The organism is Vibrio sp. 5S239 (assembly GCF_041439575.1).
GTDB classification, from domain to species: Bacteria; Pseudomonadota; Gammaproteobacteria; order Enterobacterales; family Vibrionaceae; genus Vibrio; species Vibrio kanaloae.
Genome location: NZ_JBGOOM010000001.1, coordinates 162,980 through 185,119, shown reverse-complemented (window position 1 = coordinate 185,119; position 22,140 = coordinate 162,980). Strand labels below are relative to the sequence as shown.

At 45.5% G+C, this 22,140-nt stretch carries 18 protein-coding genes and 1 pseudogene; 4 read left to right on the top strand and 15 right to left on the bottom strand.

Annotation, left to right across the window (positions count from 1 at the left end; all coding sequences use genetic code 11):
* Positions 1–7: 7 nt before the first annotated feature.
* Complete coding sequence (locus ACED48_RS00820; protein WP_017057741.1) at positions 8–2,074, top strand: ATP-binding protein; 2,067 nt, start codon at positions 8–10, stop codon at positions 2,072–2,074.
* A gap of 195 nt (positions 2,075–2,269) precedes the next feature.
* Here the strand turns inward: ACED48_RS00820 and galM are convergent, their stop codons facing one another.
* The 9 genes from galM to ACED48_RS00775 form a co-directional block, all read right to left on the bottom strand.
* Positions 2,270–3,358 carry a galactose-1-epimerase gene (gene galM, locus ACED48_RS00815; RefSeq protein WP_017057740.1) on the bottom strand — a complete coding sequence of 363 codons (1,089 nt, stop codon included), beginning with the start codon at positions 3,356–3,358 and terminating at the stop codon, positions 2,270–2,272.
* 56 nt (positions 3,359–3,414) lie between these two features.
* Positions 3,415–4,353: a family 43 glycosylhydrolase gene (locus ACED48_RS00810; RefSeq protein ID WP_017057739.1), complete on the bottom strand. Its 939-nt coding sequence runs from the start codon at positions 4,351–4,353 to the stop codon at positions 3,415–3,417.
* Between the two features lie 9 nt (positions 4,354–4,362).
* Positions 4,363–5,757 carry an MFS transporter gene (locus ACED48_RS00805; protein ID WP_017057738.1) on the bottom strand — a complete coding sequence of 465 codons (1,395 nt, stop codon included), beginning with the start codon at positions 5,755–5,757 and terminating at the stop codon, positions 4,363–4,365.
* 334 nt (positions 5,758–6,091) lie between these two features.
* Entirely contained in the window at positions 6,092–8,542 is a 2,451-nt protein-coding gene (locus tag ACED48_RS00800) for a family 20 glycosylhydrolase (protein ID WP_017057737.1), read from the bottom strand.
* 108 nt (positions 8,543–8,650) lie between these two features.
* Complete coding sequence (locus ACED48_RS00795; protein ID WP_017057736.1) at positions 8,651–9,280, bottom strand: bifunctional 4-hydroxy-2-oxoglutarate aldolase/2-dehydro-3-deoxy-phosphogluconate aldolase; 630 nt, start codon at positions 9,278–9,280, stop codon at positions 8,651–8,653.
* A gap of 14 nt (positions 9,281–9,294) precedes the next feature.
* Positions 9,295–10,263 carry a sugar kinase gene (locus ACED48_RS00790; RefSeq protein WP_017057735.1) on the bottom strand — a complete coding sequence of 323 codons (969 nt, stop codon included), beginning with the start codon at positions 10,261–10,263 and terminating at the stop codon, positions 9,295–9,297.
* 92 nt (positions 10,264–10,355) lie between these two features.
* A complete protein-coding gene (locus tag ACED48_RS00785) occupies positions 10,356–11,870 on the bottom strand; it encodes a sodium:solute symporter family protein (protein WP_017057734.1) in 1,515 nt (504 codons plus the stop codon).
* A 207-nt stretch (positions 11,871–12,077) separates the two neighbouring features.
* Positions 12,078–12,470 (bottom strand): RidA family protein, encoded by a 393-nt coding sequence (locus tag ACED48_RS00780; protein ID WP_017057733.1) that lies wholly within the window; start codon positions 12,468–12,470, stop codon positions 12,078–12,080.
* A 120-nt stretch (positions 12,471–12,590) separates the two neighbouring features.
* Positions 12,591–14,024, bottom strand: a complete 1,434-nt coding sequence (locus ACED48_RS00775) for an amidohydrolase family protein (protein WP_017057732.1) — start codon at positions 14,022–14,024, stop codon at positions 12,591–12,593.
* A 176-nt stretch (positions 14,025–14,200) separates the two neighbouring features.
* On the opposite strand from ACED48_RS00775, the gene ACED48_RS00770 reads away from it, so the two are divergent.
* A complete protein-coding gene (locus tag ACED48_RS00770) occupies positions 14,201–15,475 on the top strand; it encodes an amino acid deaminase (RefSeq protein ID WP_017057731.1) in 1,275 nt (424 codons plus the stop codon).
* An 89-nt stretch (positions 15,476–15,564) separates the two neighbouring features.
* Positions 15,565–16,428, top strand: coding sequence for a MurR/RpiR family transcriptional regulator (locus ACED48_RS00765; protein ID WP_017057730.1), 864 nt, complete (start codon positions 15,565–15,567; stop codon positions 16,426–16,428).
* 141 nt (positions 16,429–16,569) lie between these two features.
* Here ACED48_RS00765 and ACED48_RS00760 read toward each other — a convergent pair whose 3' ends face one another.
* From ACED48_RS00760 to ACED48_RS00735, 6 genes and pseudogenes are all read right to left on the bottom strand, one after another.
* Entirely contained in the window at positions 16,570–17,112 is a 543-nt protein-coding gene (locus ACED48_RS00760; protein WP_017057729.1) for an AAA family ATPase, read from the bottom strand.
* A gap of 65 nt (positions 17,113–17,177) precedes the next feature.
* Positions 17,178–17,353, bottom strand: a pseudogene (locus tag ACED48_RS00755) (IS5/IS1182 family transposase); the annotation flags it as partial.
* Positions 17,354–17,425: 72 nt separating this feature from the next.
* Positions 17,426–18,469, bottom strand: coding sequence for a DUF2955 domain-containing protein (locus ACED48_RS00750; RefSeq protein ID WP_017057728.1), 1,044 nt, complete (start codon positions 18,467–18,469; stop codon positions 17,426–17,428).
* A 12-nt stretch (positions 18,470–18,481) separates the two neighbouring features.
* Complete coding sequence (locus ACED48_RS00745; RefSeq protein WP_017057727.1) at positions 18,482–19,540, bottom strand: HlyD family secretion protein; 1,059 nt, start codon at positions 19,538–19,540, stop codon at positions 18,482–18,484.
* A gap of 17 nt (positions 19,541–19,557) precedes the next feature.
* Complete coding sequence (gene slyA / locus ACED48_RS00740; protein WP_017057726.1) at positions 19,558–20,031, bottom strand: transcriptional regulator SlyA; 474 nt, start codon at positions 20,029–20,031, stop codon at positions 19,558–19,560.
* Between the two features lie 283 nt (positions 20,032–20,314).
* Entirely contained in the window at positions 20,315–20,854 is a 540-nt protein-coding gene (locus tag ACED48_RS00735; protein WP_017057725.1) for a hydrolase, read from the bottom strand.
* A 215-nt stretch (positions 20,855–21,069) separates the two neighbouring features.
* Here ACED48_RS00735 and ACED48_RS00730 point away from each other — a divergent pair, with 215 nt between their 5' ends.
* Positions 21,070–21,639 (top strand): porin family protein, encoded by a 570-nt coding sequence (locus ACED48_RS00730; RefSeq protein WP_017057724.1) that lies wholly within the window; start codon positions 21,070–21,072, stop codon positions 21,637–21,639.
* Positions 21,640–22,140 lie beyond the last annotated feature (501 nt).

The following is a 22,140-nucleotide window of genomic DNA, read 5'->3' as shown; positions in this document are numbered from 1 at the left end:
ATCAAGAATGGTTAAAAATAATCGATATTGGCTGTTCGTGTTCGCCTGTTTGTTAATTGGTTTGGTTCAGCTAGCCACTAAAAATGGGATAAGCCAGTGGAAGCTTGAGCAAGCTCAGCGTTATGCAGAACAACGCTTTCTTGGGTACATTGCTGAAGCAAGACGCACACTCAAACGTTTTTACTATTTGCCTTATCTGGTCACGAACGATGAAACCAGCGTTCGTTTTATTGATGGAGAAAGTCGCCTCCAAAAACACATTAAAAAACAACTAATTCAATTAGACAAAGCGGCCAACACCAAGGGGTGGTATCTACTTTCTGCTGAAGGTGAGTTGTTGGTTTCCAGTGTCGAAAGGAGCAAGCTGAGTAAAAAGAACGCCAATACGATTGTGTCTAAGATCCACCAGCAAGGTGGCGCTATCTCAGTGGTCACCAAAAATAAAGGCGTGACACCCGATTACTTCATTGCGGCACCGGTTTATCGAGCATCCGATGTGGTGGGTATTGTTGCGGTACAAATCGACTTATCGCTTCTTATCGATCAATGGTTTGCCGATGGTGAAGCTATACTGTTTCAAAATCCTCGAGATCAGTTCTTCCTCTCTAGTGATAACCGATTGAGTGCCGATTGGTTCAACGACACCTTCAATTCTCAGCCTAGAGCCACAAAACGCGAGTTGTACGATCAAACCCATATTCAAGTATGGCAACTACAAGGTAAGGACTACCTGATTCAATCGATCAAATTGGACGATCTAAATTGGCGATTAACCTATTTGACCCCATTAACTAGCCTCAACCAAACCACTAACTGGATAAGTTGGAGCGTGGCGGTGGCCTGCCTTTTCGTTCTGTTATTGTTGGTTATCCTCTATCAAAGACGACAGAAAAAGCTCAGCAATTTGCGAATCCAAAAGCTCATCGAAGAGTCGGAGAAACGACTGTCTAGGATGATCAATAAGACGCATGTTGGGTTAATACTGATCGATAAATACGGCCATATCCACGATATCAACCTGATGGCAAAGAAATACTTTTCCCTGTCCGACTCAATGATCAGCAACATCAAAGCGTGGCAACTTTTTGAGGCGGGCAATCCAAATTCAACCACACTTCAACTGCTCAAAAATTTAGAACAACACCAAGAACTGGCCGAGATCACCAGTGTCGAAACCATGGCAAGACGCAGTGATGGTAGCTACTTTCCTGTGTTGTTCTCTATTAGCGCTTTCCCTTGGCATGACACTACTTATTACCTGTGTACGGTGATCGATATAAGTAAACGCAAGAAAGCGGAAATTGCGGTGCAAAACGCCAATAAAACGCTGAAACTGCGGGTTGAAGAGCGAACACAAGATCTAAAAGATGCACAGCAAGAGCTAGTTGAATCAAGCAAGCTCGCAGCGTTAGGTCGCATGTCGAGCGCGATCACTCATGAGCTTAATCAGCCGCTTACCGGCCTAAAAACTCTGCTTTCTAGCAATCAATTACTGATGGAAAGAGGCGAGACCAAACTGTTGAAAGCGAACATGGACTTAGTAATGAGCCTCATCGACCGAATGGCTAACATGACCAGTCAGTTGAAGTCGTTTGCCTTTAAAAGGCTGGAAAGCCCCTACCCAGTTTCTCTCACAGAGGCGCTACAAGAAACCCTAAGAATTCACCAAGCCGAGTTAAAAAACATTGATATGCGAGTACGTATCGCGTCCAATGTTTCGATGGTGATGGGAGAAGAGGCACGACTTCGCCAAGTGCTGGGTAACCTGATCAGAAACGCCGTTGACGCCACCAACCATCAAACGCCTGCCACCATTATTGTCAGCGCACACACCGAACAGCAACGCGTGGTGATCAAGGTTCAAGACAATGGCTGCGGCGTCTCAGAAGACCAACTCGAAACTATCTTCGAACCCTTCCATACCAATAAAAAGATGGGCGAAGGTTTGGGGCTCGGGTTGGCAATCACCGCCAACAACGTGCGTGATATGCAAGGTACTTTGATAGCGAAAAACAACCCAGACCAAGGCATGACTTTCATCCTAACGCTGCACAATGTAAATAGTCAGGAATAACCGGTACGCTCCGTTGAAAGCAATCATGAATGCAGGCAGTTGAACACAAGCAGTTGAAAGTAAAGGCCCACTCTGAACCACTCTACTTTTGTCGCGGGTTCAAGAATAAAGTGGGTTTAAGCCCGAAGCTTTATTGTGAGAAAGTGATGAAGCGCCATGTTGGGCTGGAACCCTACCAACCCAAATCGTTTGTGATCACTGGCTATGATGGGTCATAAACTGATAACTGGTTTGATGCTGATAGAATGACTTTTTGGTAATAAAACGTTTGTTCGCTTCCGGCCATGTTAGATGGTTTGGACAGTCAGGTAGGAACTGAGTCTCAAGCGCAAGCCCTTGATAATTTTGATACTTCCCAGTACGAGATGGCGTTCCTGACAGGAAGTTCCCGCTGTAGAATTGAATCGCTGGTTTGTCGGTAAACACAGACATCACCACCTGTTTATCGGAACTGGTTAGGCGAACGATAGTACTCACACCGTCAGTCAATTCTTCAGGCAAAGTAAAAGCGTGGTCATAACCTTTGGCCAACTTTTGGTCTTCATCTTGTTGTAAACGGGCTCCAATTCTCTGAGCTGTACTAAAATCAAAATTGGTCCCTTGCACCGCTTTCAGTTCACCCGTCGGAATGAGCTTATCATCAGTGGGCAGATATTCGTTGGCACGCAGCTGCAATTCATGATCGAGAATGGTTTTGCCCGATTCCGCACCGTCTAAATTAAAGTAGGCGTGGTTAGTTAAGTTGACTGGGCAATCTTTGTCGCAAATAGCCGAATATTCGATACACAGCTGGTTGTTTTCCGTCAACGTATACGCGACTTCAGCGGAAAGGTTTCCCGGGAAACCTTGGTCACCATCGGGAGACATCAAACAGTAAGTAATGTGTAAATCACTTTTGTCTTTCACCAACCAGCGGCGCTTATCAAAACCCTCAATACCACCGTGTAAGCTATTGCCATTATCATTACGGGTAATGGAATAAACCTGTCCGTTTAAGTTGAATTGCCCTTTGGCAATACGGTTGGCAAAACGGCCTATGGTCGCACCTAAAAACGCCGAATGAGACTGGTAATCGTGCATTGATGTCATGCCGAGCAACACTTCACGCTGACCAAAAGGCGTTGGAACTTGGCAGCTCAACCATGTTGCACCAATATCCATGAAAGTAGCTGTCATGCCGTGGTGGTTACGTAAGGTATGAACCTTGGCCGGCTTGTCATCGGTAAAAAGATCTCTCTCGATAGCAGCCTTGATCGAGCTGGGTGGGATGATGCTGTTAGGCATAGATACTCCTTGCAAAAACTCAGTACCTGCAAGTTGCAGGTACTGAGGTAACTGGATTAAATCGCTTCACCGAAGATAGGAAAGCCGTCTTTCCAAATGAGGCGTTTAATGCGTGTGTGGCGATTAGGGTCCCAAAGCGGGTCACCTTCAATTTCGGTGTAATCACGTGCGTGATACACCAACAGATCATGGCCTTGTTCATCGACCGTAAAACTGTTGTGGCCAGGCCCGTAGATCTTTTTCTCCCAGTTAGTTTTAAACACTGGCTGCTTCGATTTCACCCAGCTTTTTGGGTCAAGCAAGTCACTGTTTTCATCCGCGTACAGCAGACCCATACAGTAATTTTCGTCGGTCGCGCTGGCAGAGTAAGTCATCCAGAATTTTCCGTGACGGTGGATAACCGACGGTCCTTCATTGACCCAAAAACCAATTTTTTCCCACTCAAACTCTGGAAGGGTCAAACATCGGGGAGCGGTACGTAGCTTAGTCGGTGTTTCTAACTCCGATATATAGATATTGGAGTTACCGCCGATGTTGTTGTCTTTTTGCGCCCAAACATAGTAGTTAACTCCGTTGTGAGTGAAAGACGTCGCATCTAAACAGAACGTGTCTATGCCAGTATCGACTTTCCCTTCGAACGTCCATTCTGATGTGATCGGGTTTGGATTCGAATTGGAAATCGCATACATACGGTGCTGGAACAGCCCATCGATGATTTCTCGTGATGGCGCGGCAGCAAAGTAGACGTACCAAGCGTTATCGATAAAGTGAAGCTCTGGCGCCCAGATTAAGTCACTGTATGGGCCCGTATCTGGTTTGTACCATGCGTTGACGAGTTCGCTGGTGGTGTCGAGTTCAGAGATACTCTTTGCTCGACGAATCTCTATGCGATCATATTCCGGAACCGAAGCGGTAAAATAGTAATAGCCGTCCGAGTGTTTGAAGATGTGTGGATCAGCACGCTGCTCTATAATAGGATTTACGAATTCAGTCATACTCTCGCCTTAATTTTCGAAACTTGTTTGAGGTTTTGAAGGTTGAACTTCACTTAGGTTTTTCTTTCCGCCTTGGATGTTGGCGGCCGTCATCGATTGGTAGTACTTGTCAGTCACTTTGTATTTAGACATCAGTGAGCCCATTAGGAAGTGGAAAAAGCCAGGGATAACCGTCAGCATCAGTGCGATACCGGTAAGGGCGTAGTCTGATTGCGCTTCGTTTGGCACGTAATTGAAATAGGTAAGTAGCCAACCAACCACCGCACCGCCGATACCCATACCTAGCTTTTGGCTAAAGGAGATACCGCCAAACGCTAGGCCAGAAACGCGTTGACCTGTTTTGTATGCGCCGTAGTCTACGGCTTCGGCAATCGCAGACCAGAATACAGGTGCATGCAAATCTACGACGAAAGAAACTAAGAAATACAACACGAAAGCCAAAGCCAAATCTTCACGACCAACAAATACGTAGAGCATCAAGCTTAATAACAGTACCGATACTTGGCTGTAACGGAACAGTTTAATTTTGCAGTACTTTTTAGTGATCCAAGTTGACGCAACCATCGCCAGAATCGCCGCACCTACACCCGTTGCAAGGAAGGCTGAGATAGTACCCGCGTCACCACTGAGGTAGTACTTGGCATAATACGCTGCAACTGACCCACGAATCACGTAGCCGATAGTACCTGTCACACATACCGCACACAGCACTAACCATTGGTCGTTTCTCATCAGCAATTTAACTTGGTCTTTGAATGACTTTTTGTCGACCACGTGTTCAATACGCTCTTTGGTGGTCGCGAAACAAAACAAGAACAGCAACGTACCCATCAATCCCATCAAACCCATCGAATATTGGTAACCCAATTGGATGTTATCTTGACCCCAAGCGGTTGATAACTGCGGAACGATAATGGTGACAAGAAAAGCCGCGATCTTAGCGAAGAACAAACGGTAACCGTTCGCAGACAAGCGTTCTTTCGGGTCGTCGGTCATCACACTGATCAAAGAGATGTATGGAATTGTCACTGCCGTAAACATGACAGTGATCAGGATATATGTCGCGTAAGCGTAAACCAGCTTAGTGTTGTAATCACCGTCTGGTGTGCTGAAAGCTAAGTAGACCGAGACACCAAAAGGAATCGCAAGAAAGAGTAGGTATTGACGGTAACGACCCCAGCGAGAGGTAAACTTATCGGTAATCATGCCCATCAACGGGTCGGTCACCGCATCGATTAATCGGACCACAATGAATAACATCGCTAAGTCTTCGGGTTTGATACCAAAAATATCCGTATAGAAGAATGTAATGATTAACATCATCGATGAAATCACCACATTGACAGCCATATCTCCGGCGCCAAATCCGACTTTTTCAAGGACAGGTAATTTGTACTTATACATAGGGACTATTCCTTTTTCAGATTAGGCCCAGATATTACTCATAAATTATTTGTGGGGATGTAACCTACCTTAAATATAAGAATAGACAGCCATTTTGTTCATTCTTTCAGCTAATTTGTTTATGCTAGGTTGAATAAAACAAACTCATATTCTTTACTCTTTAAGGCGTGTCTCAGTTTAATATCTGGTAACGACTCCAAAATATTGAGACAAATTAATCACTATTCCCCACAGAGGGCGCGGTTTTGAATCTCTTATTGTCGTATAACTTATTAGTAGCTATGCAGCTTTTATCTATTTAGCGGTTAGCTAATCGACTAGCAGGTTATTCACTCTATTCAGTCAGACGCTTTAACAATAGCTCTGTCGGACGAACAATCGCGATGATCGATTCGTCGTAGATTTTCGCAGAATCAGACAGTATCGCTTGGTAGGCATTCGCATCTGATGCTCTAACTTTTTCACCCGCTTGTGCTTTAGCAATCAAGGTTAACGCCAAGTCTGCGACTTCCGCCGTTTTCTCTGCGACAACCACAGTCTCTACCGAAGACACATTACCAGCGAAGACATTTTTAGCCACGAGTGCAGCCGCTTTTGCTTGTTGATAATGCTCTGTAAGTTGCTCAAGCGCTTGTTGATTGCCTGTCGCCACTTCATTGACCAAGTCTTGCATCTCATACACGGCGTAGCTTTCCACAGGCAGTGCATCCACGAAGCGGTTTAAGCGCTCGTATTGGCTGTATAAAGTGCCCTTAGGCTCAGTAGAATTCCACTTCTCCCAGTTACGTGCGTAGTACTGTGCTGGCTCGGTGTACTTGGCAAGCACGCGTAGATCGCGGATATCCTGCCCTTTCGCAATACGTTTTAACAATATGTCAGCATCCGCATGGTGACGTAAGCCCACAGACACTTCAGACCATATGTCCATCGCCTTCAAGCGCTTGTACATGCTGCGTTCGTCAGTCAGCTCTGCATCAGACCAGAAACGCTCTGCAATCGCATAACTACGCGGCCATAGGTAGTTTTCTACAGTGAGGCTGTCTTTGTTCTCTAGCCACATGGTGATCTCGCCGCCTAAGATCAGTTCTTTTTCTTTGTCGGTTAATTCCGCAGGGTAACCGCCATTTGGCTCTGGAATCACGCTACCTTCAACATCACTGCTCGCAATCACTTCACCTGTAGTTGGCCAACGCACATTACCGACCAATTGGTAACTGCCTTCGGCAAAACCCTTTGAATTGAGGTTTAGGTTGAACTCGGTGTACGACATGAAGTTATCGAAGTGACCAACAAAGGTTTTGCCCGGCACATAATCAAGGATGAAGATCTCTTCGCGAGACTTGCCGTTGTAATCACTGAATGCGCGGAAAGTGCCGTCCTTAGCTTCAATAATAGCCAGTGTTCCCTTACGTGGGCCGCCTTTTGAACGTGGCTTCTCCCACTGATACGTCACGAACTTTTCGCCGCTGTGCAGCTTATCGTCAACAGTGATGCCCGTTGGCATAGGGTCATTGCGATAGTGGTAGCTCGTCGGCTGTGGTTGATCTAGGTAGTAGCCCGTAGAAAGAATACCTGGGTAGCCCTCTTTCGCCGCGCGACCAATGCTGTCGTGCCCTTGCCAGCTTTGAATCACGATTGAAGTCGGCAGTTCTTTATGCCAAATCTCATCCCAACCCGTCATCTTCTTACCGCGCTCTTCCAGCATCTTCTCAACTTTTACATTGAGGTAAGACTGCAGACCACGCTCGCCATCGATATTGTTCTCTTCAATGAACTCTTGGTGCTTTTCGCTGTTTTTCCATTGCGCATAGTTCGGCTCATCGCCACCAATGTGGAAGTACTCATCTGGGAATAGTTCTGTCACTTCATCAAACACATCACCAAGCATTTCATAGAGCTCTGGATTCAATGGATCCATCAATGGTTCAAACACGCCCCAACCACGCTCTTGCTCATAGCTTTGGCCTTCACCACCCGACATCAGGCGCGGGTAAGCATAAGCAACCGCAGAAGAGTGCCCCGGCAGCGACACCTCTGGAATCACACGAATACCGAGGTTACGCGCGTATTCCACTAAGTAGCGAACTTGGTCTTTGGTGTAGTAATTACCATCGGCGGTTTCAGACCACAGACGCGGCCAAGATTCCGTTTGAATACGGATACCTTGGTCGTCCCAGAAGTGCCAATGGAAGACGTTCATCTTCGCCGACGCCATCGCATCTAACTGACGAATCAACACATCGAATTCAATGAAGTGACGTGAAGTATCGTAAGAAACACCACGCCAACGGAAACGAGGCTCATCGACAATCGTGACAGCAGGAATGTGGTAGCCAATCGCTGTCGTTTCAACGAGCTGCAAAAGGGTTTCGATGCCGTGAATAGTGCCGTATGGGCTTGGTGAACTCAGCGTTATTTGATCACCCTGAGTGCTAATTTTGTAGGACTCCACAGAATCAATGTTTTGTACTTCAGATTTTGGTGCTGCGTCGATATCAATGATCAGGTTCGCTTGGTCTGCACTATCCACCTGCCAATTCAGAATCGGTACACCCGTCTGACGTTCAAGGCGATCAATAAAGCGTTTCGCCGTGTATTCAACACGGTCAGAGTTAAAGCCTTTGATGTAAACCTTGAAGTTGCCATCAACCTTAACCTGCCCAGCTTGAAGCTCGACTGTTTGTGGGTAAGGCATTAAATTTAGATCGGTATTTGGAGCCATTGCTAACGCCATTGGGGACACTACTGAACCTGAAATCAATAGGGATAATATAGTTTTTTTCATTATTAGTTTTCCTATATAACGGGCGTTCTGTTTTGTTTATCGGAGGCAATTCACAAAACAGAACCATCAACCACTGCTGTTGTTTATCTTTATTCCAAACGCTTCTCGTTAGTTCACAAGAGCGACCGCTTCTCGAACTAACTCCGCGATCTCGTCCCACTGTTCGTTCTCGATCATCTTTGGTGACACCATCCAAGTACCACCACAGCACACCACGCGTTCCACGGCTAGGTAGTCATTGACATTGTGTTTGCCGATACCGCCTGTTGGCATTAGTGACACATCAACGTATGGCGCTAACAGAGACTTCACCATATTGATGCCGCCAGACGCTTCCGCTGGGAAGAACTTCAAGAAGTTAAGGCCAAGCTCTAGCGCTTGCTCGACTTGGCTCGGGTTGTTTACGCCCGGAACGATTGGCATACCGATCTCCTGGCAACGTTTTACGGTGTTTGGGTTAAGGCCCGGTGCCACAATGAACTCACTACCCGACTCTTTCGCTAGGTCAATCTGCGCTGGCGTTAATACTGTGCCAGCACCGATACACATCTCTGGATACGCATCGCGCATCGCACGAATCGCGTCCGCTGCCGCTTCAGTGCGGAATGTCACTTCAGCAACGGGCAAGCCATTTTCTACTAGAACTTTTGCCAGTGGAATCGCGTGTTCAACCTTGTTGATTTGGATTACAGGAATAACTTTGAATTGCTTAAGTGTGTTGATCATTTCTTGAGACATAATAATTCCGCTTTTTATTTTTTAATCAGTTGGCTCATAGCGCTCACGGGGATGATCGCGCCAGAGTATTGGATAACAGTGGAAGCCAGTTGGTGGCCAAGTTCAGCGGCGTCGGTGGCGCTCTCGCCAGTAAGGCGCGCCGCCAAATAACCCGCGGCAAATGAATCGCCCGCCGCGCAGGTATCAACCACATTAGAAACACGAGTCGCTGACACATAACTCTCAACGACATTGCCTTGTTCAACTTGAACAATTTTGCATGGCTCGCAGCCACGTTTGATGACGATCTCTTGGCAACCCAAGCGAAGGCAGCGTTGTTGAACGCTTTCTGAGTTGCCCCACACAAGCAGGTCGTCGTCTTCGGTAATCAGTGCGATGTCTACCAATGGCAGTAACTTAGCGTACCAGTGTTGAGCTTGCTCGGTGCTCCAAAGCTGTGGGCGATAGTTGTTATCGAAAATCAACTTACCGCCTTGGTTTGAGAACACGCTAATGACTTTGAATAAACGCTCACGAGAGGCATCATCCAAGATCGCGATACTAATACCGCTGATGTAAATCGCATCGACTTGTTTCTCTGTCAGGGCGATTTCAAGCTTGTTTAGGTTGTCGGCTTGCTTATTTAAATTATCGATTTGAAAGTAAGATTTTACTGCCGCGTCGTTGCGCCAGTAGTGGAAATGTCGCTCACCCGTTTCGTCGGTTTCGACCATGTACAAACCGGGCAACTTGTTTGGGATACGTTCAACGAAATTGGTTTGAACACCTTCTAGCTGCCAACTATCAATCATATTCTGAGACAGTTCATCGCTACCTAAACCCGTCGCGTAATGAACGGACAAGTTTTGATGTTGGGTTAAACGAGAAAGGTAAAGTGCGGTATTGAGCGTGTCGCCGCCAAATTTTTTGGCTAATGGAGAGCCGCTGATTTCGACCATACATTCGCCGAAGAAAGCAATATTGAACAGAGAAGATGCCGACATAGCCGTTCCTAAAAATAGAGATAATTGACTTTAGAAAAGGCCCTACCGTTAAGCAGGGCCTAAATTAAGCAAACCAGTTGTAGAGACTAGGTTTAGCTTGTTTGATTTGCAGGGCGTTGAGGTGCCGCTTCTTCTTCAAGTACGCCAGTCTCAGATATTTCCATCTCCATCAGAGCACGCTCGTCATCAAGAATCGCTTTCGCCATTTCTGGTGTTACTTGGTTAGCCGGAGTACATAGACTCACAGCCACACCTGCTGCTAGAGCAAACAGACATGAAGGAATCACAGGATTACCCCAGAAAGCCGTATAATCAGCGTTTAGCATCACTACGAATGAAGCCACAGAAGCACCCGCTAGCGTAGCAAGCGCACCTTGCCAGTTGTAGCGTTTCCAGAATTTACCCAACATACCGCACACAAACATGCCCGACATGACTGTTGAAATCATCTTAGTGATGTAGCCAATGATGTCGTTCGACGTAAGCGCGAACAACAGTGCAAAACCAATCACCACAATCAGTGCCAAGCGAGAGTAGTTCAGCATTGATTCTTTGTTTGGTACACGGCCTGTGAACATCACGTAAACGTCACGCAGTAGGATAGACACACCAGCAATCGCATCTGAGCTTGCACTCGACATGGTTGCAGATAGGCCCGCGATAAGAACAATCATACCTACGCCAACTGGAAGAACCGTTGCTGCTACGTAAGGGAACGAGTAGTTCGGGTTATCCAATGATGGGTCGATGGCGTGAGCAGCCATACCAATGATTGCAGGGATGATTGAGAAGAAAAGATACAACACACCCGATGCCACAAATGAGCGACGGATAGTTGAAACATCTTTACCAGAGTAGATGCGTTGGCGGAATGAAGGCGTCGCCAGTACACCAACACCGATAACCACAGACAAAGAAACAGCAGGCAGAATGCCCAGTTTATCGATTGCTAAAAAGCTCGTAGCAGCAGGGTCCATCGCAGCGTAAAGGTTATCCATGCCACCGATGTGATCCACAGACATAACCGCCATCAAGATGAAGCCAGCAAAAAGGATGATAGCTTGGATCGTATCGGTCCATACAACCGCAGTGTAACCACCGATAACAACGTAGATAGTGAATGCCGCAGCAATAATGATTTTCGCAAGGTTCAGGTCGATGTCAGCAATCCACGCTAGGTACATGCCGCCACCTAGAATGTGCGCACCCAACCAACCGATTGACGCGATAAAGATAAGCAGACCAACTACGTTTTTCACGATTCGGTTAGCACCAACATAGTAAGCCAGCTCTTCACTCATGGTCATGAAGTTCAGTTTACGAACCGGAGCAAACCAAAGGGCTAGCAATAGGATGCCGACAGCACCGCCAATTCCGTACAGAGCGCCTGCCCAACCATTCGCGTAGCCGAAGCCAACCGCCCCCATACTTGAGCCCGTACCGACCATCGTCGCGACGGTTGTACCCAGTACTAAGAATAATGGCAGGCCACGGCCGCCTAATAAGAAATCTTCGCCAGATTTTTGATTACGCGAGACAAACCAACCTAACCAAATTAAAAATAATACGTACACGCCGAAGCCTGTAAGAAAAAGTGTGCTGTTCATTTGACACCTCTCAGTGAAATATTAAGTTCATTCCTGAACTTTATTTATGATCCATTAATTTTATATTTCATATAATTACTTTATTGGTTTTGTATATTTTTTAATTAAAGTAATTTTTATAAATGTAGGGTGAGAGTATTAAAGGATAATAACAGGGATGCTTACCCCCTAATACTCTCTAAGTAGGTTATTGTGATTAGGTTATAACTAAACGCGATCAGCGCGGTAGCAAGTCACATCTACTTCAACTTTCACGTCTACCACTAGGTCACAGACCATGCAGATACGTGCCGGTGGGTTAGCACCGAAGAACTCTTTGAATACCTTATTAAAAGATTGGAAGTAACGAGAATCCGTTAGCACAACCTTTACGTGCATTACGTCTTCTAGGCCGTAGCCCGCTTCAGTCACGATATCGACACAGTTTTGGATCGCTAGGCGAGACTGGTCAACAATGCCACCCTCAACCACTTCACCATCTGTCATCGGTGTCTGGCCAGAAACGTACAGGAAACCACCCGCTTCAGTTGCACGTGCAAATGGTAAATGTTGTCCGCCTGTACCTGTACCGCCTTCAACACCGTAACGTTTAATAGTCATTTTTTAACTCCACTTATTTATAGATAATATTGGCTTTATAGATAAAAAGTTTCTATTCCAATATATTTAAATTAATTCGCCGTTTTTATAGTCATCTGAATTTAATAAATAATTTAAATTCTAGTTTCGGTAAATAAAAACGCCTGAACGATTATTTCTTACTTTTCCTTGCTGGTAAGTCAACTCACCATTTACAAATACACTTTCTATTCCTTCAGCAACTGAAATAGGATTTTCAAATGTTGCTGTGTCTTTAATATTCTTTGGATCAAATAAAACTAAATCGGCAAATGCACCGCAGCGAACTTCGCCTCGGCCCGCTAAGTTGTAACGCTCTGCCGACATTCCGGTCATTTTGTGAATCGCTTCTGGCAGCGAGAACAGCTTTTCATCTCGGCAGTAGTGACCCAATACTTTCGGGAAGGTGCCCCACAATCTTGGGTGTGGATGCGGGTCATTAGGTAAACCGTCTGAACCGACCATGGTCAGTTTGTATTTCAATACGCGCTTTACGTCGTTCTCATCCATGCAGTGATACACCGCACCCGCTGGTTGAAGCGCTTTTGCTGCATCCATCAGGGGGAGATTCATTTCATCAGCAATCTGCTTCAGCGTTTTGCCTGCGTGTTCTGGTTTTGCTTCAGACCAAGTGATGAAGATGTCGAAATCGTCAGTCACTTGTTTCAAATCTAATGTCGAAGAGCTCGCTGAGTATGGGTAGCAGTCGCAAGACACATCTTGGTGCTCAGAAACCTTGTCCATCAAATCAAGCACTTCAACGGTTCTGCCCCAATTGCCCGCACCTGCACATTTAAGGTGAGAGATAACAACCGGCACTTTTGCGTATTGTCCTGTCTCAAACGCCTCTTCCATCGCGCTTAAGATCTCTTCAAATTCGGTACGCATATGCGTGGTATAGATGCCGCCGTGACCAGAAAGCACTTTCGCTAACTGCATCACTTCGTTGGCATTCGCTTGTTTCGCGCTGGCGTAAGCCAAACCCGAGCTCAAACCTAATGCGCCTTGCGCCATCGCCAAATCAAGGTTGGTTTGCATCGCTGCGATTTCGTCTTCGCTTGCAGTGCGCTGCAGGTCGTCCATCACTTGGTTGCGCAATGTGGTATGGCCAACTAACGCAGCGACGTTTACTGCGGGTTTAGCTTGCTCTACCGCTTGTGCATACGCGGCGAAAGTTGGGTATTTAAAATCAGCCTGCGCACCTAAAAGATTCATTGGGTCAGGTGGATCGCCAGCCAAAACGGTTGGTGATGCGCTGATGCCACAATTGCCAACAATCACGGTTGTAACACCTTGGCTGATCTTAGGCAGGCAGTCTGGGTAACGAATTACGTTGGTATCGTCATGTGTATGTACATCGATAAATCCAGGAGCCAATGCTAAGCCTGCTCCCTCAACCAACTGGCCACAATCTTCGTGATCGATTTGACCAATTTCGGCTATTTTTCCATCTCGGATTGCTACATCGGCACAAAACGATTGTTCGCCGGTGCCATCAAACACCTCTACATTTTTAATTATCGTATCGAACAACATTTCTCACTCTCTCAATCCACTGTGTTGATGGAGCTATATTAGAAATTCAGCCGATTATTTTCAGTGACAAAACACACATAATATTTTAATTTGTGTGATAGTTTCCACCACAAATTAGATCACAGATATATTTAAACCCTAAATAACAACAACTTAAATCATGTTAGGAATCAGCAATGAAACATAACCCTGCACAAAAAGATGTTACAAAGTATCAAAATGATAGTTTCATCTTGACTGAAAAAGGCCAAAAAGGGAGAGCAGTATCACAATCTGAGAACGGTATTTACCGACTGGTTGATGAAGATATTTCGCTTCCGGTAGCAATTATCAAACAATCCGCCTTAACCAATAACCTAAATTGGATGCAATCATTCGCCGATCACCATCAGGTTAAATTGTCGCCACATGGCAAAACATCAATGACCCCTGCTTTTTTCCGCCAACAGCTAGAAAATGGCGCTTGGGGTATTACAGTAGCGACACCTGCACAAGCAGAAGTTGCCGCTATGGCGGGTGCAAAACGAATCATCATGGCCAACCAGTTGGTGGGTAAAACCAACATGGCGATCGTTGAACAGCTGATCAGTGAATTTGATGTCGACTTTTACTGTTGTGTGGATTCATCAGTAAACGTGCAGCAACTTAGCCAATATTTCGCTAATACAAAGCAGACGCTAAAAGTACTGATCGAATTTGGTGTGCCGGGCGGTCGTTGTGGTTGTCGTTCACCACAAGAAGTTCTAGAACTGGCTCAAACCATCCAAGACACACCTGCCCTTTCGTTCGCGGGTATTGAGGTGTATGAGGGTGTGATTCACGGTGACAACGCAGAACAAGACATTCGCATCTTCTTGAAACAGGCGCTGACTTCGGTCGAAAGCCTCGCATCAGATGGCCTAATTGTAGGGCAACCTATCATCACGGGTGCGGGCTCTGCTTGGTATGACGTGGTTGCAGAATGTTTAGCGAACCTAACCGATTACTTGGCGATCATCCGCCCGGGCTGTTACGCGATTCACGATACCGGTATCTACCTAGATGCTCAAAGTAAGGTGCTGCAACGTGCGCAAGTAAACCAAGGTTACGCGTGTGAACTGGGTGGGGATTTAGAATCAGCACTTGAGGTGTGGGCGTATGTTATCTCTAGTCCGGAGCCTACCAAATTAGTGGTTGGGCTAGGCAAGCGTGATGTGGCGTTCGATGCAGGCTTACCAATTGCTGAGCGCGGCTATCGCAATGGCGAAGCTATCTCTGTGAAAGGCTTAACCTCTACTGCGGTGATGGATCAACATACCTTTGTTGAAACGGACGGTTCTTCCGAGATTGAAGTGGGCGACATGATTGCATTCTCAACGTCACACCCGTGTTTGACTTTCGATAAGTGGCGCTACATTGCCATCAGTGATGACGAACATCAGGTAACAAACTGGGTAGAGACCTGCTTCTAGCTCGATTTTTCAATAAACTAGAATCAGCGAAGCATTCAGATATACTAACGGGGCTAAGGCTTAGCCCCATCAACAAAGGATCAGGATTCTTGAGTTTAGAAGTAGATATCATTTCACAGATAACCGAGCGTTTTCCCGCTCTTCGTGATGCCGAGAAAAAAGTTGCCAAGCTGATCATGGACGACATTGATTTTGCCGCTAAAGCCAGCATTACAGAACTCGCAGAAAACGCGCAAGTCAGTGAAGCTACTATTACTCGTTTTGCTAAGGCGATTGGCTGTAACAACGTACGTGATATGAAGATCAAGCTAGCTCAAACCCTAACGGTTGGCCAGCGCTTTATTCTCGAGCCGGTAAACCAAACTGGCTATCAAGGTATCTACGAATCGATCAAGCAGAGCCTAGACATCAACCGCACTTTGTTCAAAGAGCAAGACGTTGAAACCGCAGTCAGTTGGCTGCATAACGCCAGACAGATCATTGCTATCGGCATGGGTGGTGGCTCGACCATCGCTTCTCAAGAGCTGCAACATCGACTGTTTCGTTTGGGCTATCCCGTGGTGTCGTACAACGATGGTTTGATGTCACGCATGGTTGCTGCGACAGCAGATGCCAATGATGTGATGGTGATGATCTCAGCGACCGGTTTTACACCCGTGATCACTGAAACCGCAGAGCTGGCTAAGCAATACGGGCTTAAGATCATTGCGATTACCCCACAAGATACGCCACTAGCACAGATTGCAGATATCTTGTTACCTATCAAACACATGGAAACCGATTTCATCTACAAACCATCGGCATCTCGCTACGCGATGCTGGCGTTAGTGGATGTACTTTCAATGGGCATGGCAGTCAATCACAAGAACCGCTCGCGCGATAAACTGCGCCGCTTGAAGGTTGCGCTAGATTCCTACCGAGGTGGGGGCGATAGACAGCCTCTTGGTGATTAAATGTTATCGCGACTAAGCTTTTCGCCGCTAAGTCACCAAAAACTAAGTCATCACAAACTGAATCTGAATAAAAAAGCCCCGCAGTATTCACTCCATCGAGTCGATACTGCGGGGCTTTTTTAATTGTGGCTTTTCTGGAAATCACTCGCCTGAGTCAATTGAAGCTAAGATAAAGTCGACTCTTTCCTCAACAGATAACTTAGGTACTTCCACCAGCAGATAGCCAAACTTATTATAGGCTGACACCATTTTTTCGTAGGTGGCGATCGCTTCCTCGAAATCTTGCTTACGTTCCTCATCATTGATGAAAATCGAATCCCATGGTGGGAAGATAAAGACCTTGTTGTTGTATTCAAGCTCATTGCATTGATTCAACAGAAATTCACAAGTCGGTAAAGATTCCAACAAACTGTAACCATATGAATCTACGATACTTCTATCAAAGAAAACGCGCTGTTCACTCGATTGAAACGCTTGGTAGTTGGCTAGTTCTTCTCGCACCATTTCATCACGAAAGGCTGCTTTATCTAACCATGGCAAAGCATTCCCTTGTTGCTCGACTTGGTGTTGAATCACTTTACGCCCGACTTCTGGTGCGCAGCGATAGCCGTGACTTTTCAACGCATCGATCACCGAGGTTTTACCTGATCCCGGGCCACCGGTAAATACGATTAGATTATTCAAATAAACCTCTTTAAAGGAGTGATACTCCTCAATGATACTTAGATATGTTTACATAAATCAGTGATGAGCACTTCTGCATCGATGACCTTTGATAGCTCAGCTCTGTCACGATTATTGAATGAGTGCTTGTATCGACTGATATATGCCGCTTTCACCAGACGCTACACTTCCATTTGTATCGTTTGTTTACTTTCCACTCCCCTTCGCCATAAAACTTAAGACCAGTCGCACGAATGGTTAGGTCACGTGTCAGTGAGGAAGGTTAAATTACGCCCCGACAGAGGGTGGGCAGAATATGAGATATTGAGATAAATTAAGCGGTTTCATGGCTAAATCGAGTCGCAGGAAAGCAGTTCAACAAGCGATGAATACAATAAGTGATCAATAACGTCACGACAATAGCAAACAAGATACTGCTGACACGATATAGGGCACTATAGATAAGGTCACCGCCAGGCGTGAGGTACTGGCCGAATAAAATGCCGATGGTTGTCAACCCACCAAACCCTGTTCCTGAACCACTCGACTCCTTCACATGCATGTAGCCAAAAATCATTGCCCCTATCCACAAAAGTGGAACCACAAATAACAGTAAATCTGACCAGTCATACAAAAGAATTTGACTGGCTAAGCCAAAAGTCACACCAAACAATGTCCCCATCGCACGCTTGCGAGCATAACCCAATGCCCCATTCCAGTTCATTGGAAAAAGCAGCAATATCGTCGTGACCTGTGCTGACATTGAGTCCTGCAGATCAAAAACTTGGAACACAATAAACGAAAGCGTAGCGATACTGGCGCCCATTAAGGCTTCGTGGCGCATGCGGTGGCTTTTTTTCGCTTCGGTTGGCCTCGGCGGTGGCTGACGGGATTCCACATCTGGAATTACAAACATCATTAAATAAGCAATGATGACGGACAGCACGCAGGCAAGTAAGTTGGTAAAAATAAGGTTGTTTAAATCGATGCTTGGGTAACTGGCAAAGTGCAGCATAATGCTCAAACTGATGATGCTGTTTGCACCAAACAAAAATAAGCTGCCTTTTGACATGCAGGCAAACTTTATCAGAAATAGTACAAAAGCCACCATGGTCATCATGCCGGGATGACTGATTAATAACCCACCAATAATACCAACTTCCAGCCCACAAACGATGGCAGATGCAAACAATTGACGCGCAGCGTGTGCGCTCATCACAGGTACCATACCCAATAGCAACATTGGTGTAACGGTAAAAAATACGCCGTTATTCCAACCAAACAGTTTGCTGATGGTAAAACCTAAAGTAGCACCAGTGGCAATACGTAGGCATTGTCGAAAATCATTTCCAGATAACGGGTGATCCCATAATTTCATGCCACCTCCCGATCAGTAAACGTAGTGTAAAACACTGAGGAAACGAATCTGTACTTTCGCAAGCCATGCGAATACCGCATTGTTAGGGATCAATTGAACCGTAGCTCGGGCTCCAGATGGAAGTTGCTTAACGAGTTCATTGTCGATGTCTAAATGCACACGCATTCGTTGTGCATCCCGCACCCAGCGATTAGAGACTGTTGGTGTTGCAAGACTACCGTCGGCTGCAAATTGACCCGCACTGACCCCCGCATCCAGAGTACTCACTTGTGCGTTAAAGACATGTCCAGGTTTGCTGTCGAACGCGATCAAGGCGTGACTATCGATTGAAAAGTGACGCAGACTTTTTTCGCGAAAATCTGCGATAACATCAACGTTATCTGAAACTAGCGCAATCAATGGGCTACCCGCACTGGCATAGGTACCGGCTTTCAACTGTAAGTTCGTTATCACACCATCGTGATCTGAAATCACTTGTGTATAAGAAAGATTGAGCTTGGCTTTTTCTAATTGATTTTGAGCTACACGAATACTGACATTACTATCGTCGATTTCACCACGACTCACTTGTAACTCTTTCAAACGTGCTTTCGCAGCAGCAACATTCGCTTTAGCCGCCACGGCGGAGCTATGAGCGTCATCGCGTAACTTTTGAGAAGTACCATGGCGTGAGAAAAGCGCATTTAATCGTTCTGCTTCACGGTTTTTTTGGTTTGCAAGAATACCACTGGCTTTTAGATCCGCTTCGGCAGCAGCAATGGATGCGTCAAGCTGCTCATTATTTTGGATAACTTGTTTAAGGTTTAATTGAGCTTGTTCAACCGCAAGCTGATAAAACGCTGGGTTAATTTCAAATAGGAGATCTCCTTGATGGATAGCTTGGTTGTTTTTCACATATACGTGGGTAATTTGTCCACTGACTTGAGGTGCAACTTTAGTTACGACACGGGTTGCCATTGCTTGAGGCGTTAATGGCATGGTGAGATCAGCAACAAGAAAATATGCAAAAACAAGAACAAATCCGAAACAGGAAAATTTAATCCAGCGCGCGAATTTTTCGTCGGGGGTCATAGATAGTAACTTCTCTTTTATTGTGTGGTTTCTGACTTTTCGCTAAGAGCATCAAGGGCGTTATGGGTAATTTGTTCAAGAATGAAAGAGAGCTTTTTCATCTCGTCATCATCGATACTATTGAGCAACTGGCGACGAACTTGAATAATGCGAGCTTCCATTTGCTTGATTAACGACTTACCGTCATCGGTAAGACTCACAATTCGAGCACGTTTGTCACTAACACAGCAGTGTCGAGTGATGAGCGATTGCTGTTCTAATTGGTTCAACGTTCTCATTAATGATGGCAATTCAATCTCGAGCGCTTCCGAGAGTTTTTTCTGACTCACGTTGTCACCGAGGCGTTGCAGTTTCCATAGCGCAGTCCAACGTGGGTGGGTAAGACCAAGCGGTGCGAGTTCACGGTCAGCGACCATTTTCCATAGACGAGAAACGCGAGCAAGCTGCTCGGCCAGAGAAAGATCTTTAAGACTGTGGATGTCTTGAACCATGATGAAAGCCTTAATTACTTAGCGTGCTAACCACTTTACTTTACTTAGCGCGCTAAGTAAATAAGTGAGAGGTAAATCACATAATATTTTTATCAATAGATCGGTAATAAGGAGACGGGTAGCGCACTCGCTTATTGTTCCACTGGTACTGAAAACTTGACACCCAACTTCTGGCACACATCAGCCATTAAATTTTTAAATACCCAATCACCGATGTGTTGTCTAACTTGATCCTCTGATAAACACGATTAGATTATTCAAATCAGCGGCTTTAAGAGAGTGATTAACGAATTAAGGATAGGACTTGCTTGAACTCAGGGGTGCGGCAGTCTTTCACGAGCTCGTATAAGCTCATTTCCAATCCTGTGATTAGAACACCAGAGCCAGCCAATCTTCGGATAGCCAATTTCTTATTAAGCGCGGTTCGTGAACTAACACAGTCACCAACTACCTGAACCTTGTACCCAAGATCCAGTAAACCAATGGCGGTTTGATAAACACAGATATGAGCCTCTATGCCACACACCAACCACGTATCCACATCCTTGGCTTGCACTGCCTCAACAAACTTGGGCTCGTTACACGCGTTGAACGTAAATTTTGGTATCGGCTTATCTTCGCCCAACAAGTCATTCAACTCACTAACGGTAGGCCCCAACTTCTCTGGGTTCTGCTCCAAGCTCACAATAGGAAGACCTAAAACCTGTGCTCCTTCAATCAGCTTTCCACAATTAGAAATCAGGGTATCGCTCTCATCAACAAGGCGTGCGAGTTTGCCTTGCACATCCACAACCACCAAACCCGTCTTCTGTCTCGTTAACATCTTTTTCTCCTTGTCATAATCTGGCTGACTCATATAAGCAACTCGATGTGTAATCCACCCACTATGTAACGGTTCAACTTACAAAGCCATACAGTAATGAGCAAAAGACTCAGGGATAATATTCAACAACGGCCGAGTAGCCAAAAACAACAAGTATTAAAAATTGACAGTGACCTACAGTCACATTTAAAAACATGACAGAGTGAGTAACAAAGATGAACAAGATAACGAAATCAGCATTGGCACTAGGGTTAATCAGCGCGGTTTCTCTTCCAGCTTTAGCAGCAGGCACTGACAGTGGTGCGTACATTGGTGGCGGACTTAGTCTCTACCAAGGTTCTGATACAGATGGTCAAGGTAGTTTAGATTCAGACGGCATGGGCTACAACCTATACGGCGGTTACCAATTCAACCGTATCGTTGGTGTTGAACTTGGCTACAACGATTACGCAAACTACAAAAAGGGGGCGGCTAAATTGTCACCGACATCTATCTCTGCATCCGCAAACATCGGTTACACATTCGACAACACAATACGCCCATTCGTATTGGCTGGTTTAAGTTCTGTTGACCTAAACGCAAACAAGAGTGCTGGTTACGATGACGACAGTGGTACTGGCTTCCACTTTGGTGTTGGTGTTGAATACACGCCGATTGAACATTTAACACTGCGCCTAATTTCGCAAGCAGATGCAGTTAGTGTTGAGAACGACTACGGCTTTAAGAAAGAAGACAAAACACTTGCCTTCAACAGCATTAGCTTCGGTGGTTCATACAACTTCTAATGTGATTGAGTCACATAGAATAAGCTAAACATACTCATTCACTTTGCTGTTCCACCTTGTCATGAAGGTCACTCAGTAGAGTGAATTTGTACCGTTCTCACCCCAATAGTCAATTTCATTATTCAAACCTCTCAACCTATCGGATAACCAGCCATCTCTAATAAACTAACTTCAACACTCTGAAACGCTAACGCTCTGAAGTGACACAGATCCAATTAGAGCTTTCGCCATAACAGACTAGACTGAATGTTAGAGAGTGTGTAATTAGCCTGACTGAATATCTCGTGTCGTTAAGCTTGTGCTTGTCGTTATGTTAGTGATGGTAAAAAGCGACTTACTGTCATCGATTTATCTCCTGCGTACAAAGAAAATACCTCAGTTTTTTCTCTTTTATCCATCGCTAACGCTGTACTCTAATGCTAATTTATAATGACTAAACAATGAGCTACATTTGTTCGAGAAAACAAAGCGAGTTCATACTACTCACAAAAACAAACTAAC

Coding starts and splice junctions, on each gene's coding strand:
- ACED48_RS00770 (WP_017057731.1), top strand. CDS start 14,201: ATGAAACATAACCCTGCACAAAAAGATGTTACAAAGTATCAAAATGAT.
- ACED48_RS00810 (WP_017057739.1), bottom strand. CDS start 4,353: ATGACTGAATTCGTAAATCCTATTATAGAGCAGCGTGCTGATCCACAC.
- ACED48_RS00735 (WP_017057725.1), bottom strand. CDS start 20,854: ATGTTAACGAGACAGAAGACGGGTTTGGTGGTTGTGGATGTGCAAGGC.
- ACED48_RS00800 (WP_017057737.1), bottom strand. CDS start 8,542: ATGAAAAAAACTATATTATCCCTATTGATTTCAGGTTCAGTAGTGTCC.
- ACED48_RS00780 (WP_017057733.1), bottom strand. CDS start 12,470: ATGACTATTAAACGTTACGGTGTTGAAGGCGGTACAGGTACAGGCGGA.
- ACED48_RS00785 (WP_017057734.1), bottom strand. CDS start 11,870: ATGAACAGCACACTTTTTCTTACAGGCTTCGGCGTGTACGTATTATTT.
- ACED48_RS00795 (WP_017057736.1), bottom strand. CDS start 9,280: ATGTCTCAAGAAATGATCAACACACTTAAGCAATTCAAAGTTATTCCT.
- ACED48_RS00750 (WP_017057728.1), bottom strand. CDS start 18,469: ATGAAATTATGGGATCACCCGTTATCTGGAAATGATTTTCGACAATGC.
- ACED48_RS00775 (WP_017057732.1), bottom strand. CDS start 14,024: ATGTTGTTCGATACGATAATTAAAAATGTAGAGGTGTTTGATGGCACC.
- ACED48_RS00745 (WP_017057727.1), bottom strand. CDS start 19,540: ATGACCCCCGACGAAAAATTCGCGCGCTGGATTAAATTTTCCTGTTTC.
- slyA (WP_017057726.1), bottom strand. CDS start 20,031: ATGGTTCAAGACATCCACAGTCTTAAAGATCTTTCTCTGGCCGAGCAG.
- ACED48_RS00790 (WP_017057735.1), bottom strand. CDS start 10,263: ATGTCGGCATCTTCTCTGTTCAATATTGCTTTCTTCGGCGAATGTATG.
- galM (WP_017057740.1), bottom strand. CDS start 3,358: ATGCCTAACAGCATCATCCCACCCAGCTCGATCAAGGCTGCTATCGAG.
- ACED48_RS00805 (WP_017057738.1), bottom strand. CDS start 5,757: ATGTATAAGTACAAATTACCTGTCCTTGAAAAAGTCGGATTTGGCGCC.
- ACED48_RS00730 (WP_017057724.1), top strand. CDS start 21,070: ATGAACAAGATAACGAAATCAGCATTGGCACTAGGGTTAATCAGCGCG.
- ACED48_RS00820 (WP_017057741.1), top strand. CDS start 8: ATGGTTAAAAATAATCGATATTGGCTGTTCGTGTTCGCCTGTTTGTTA.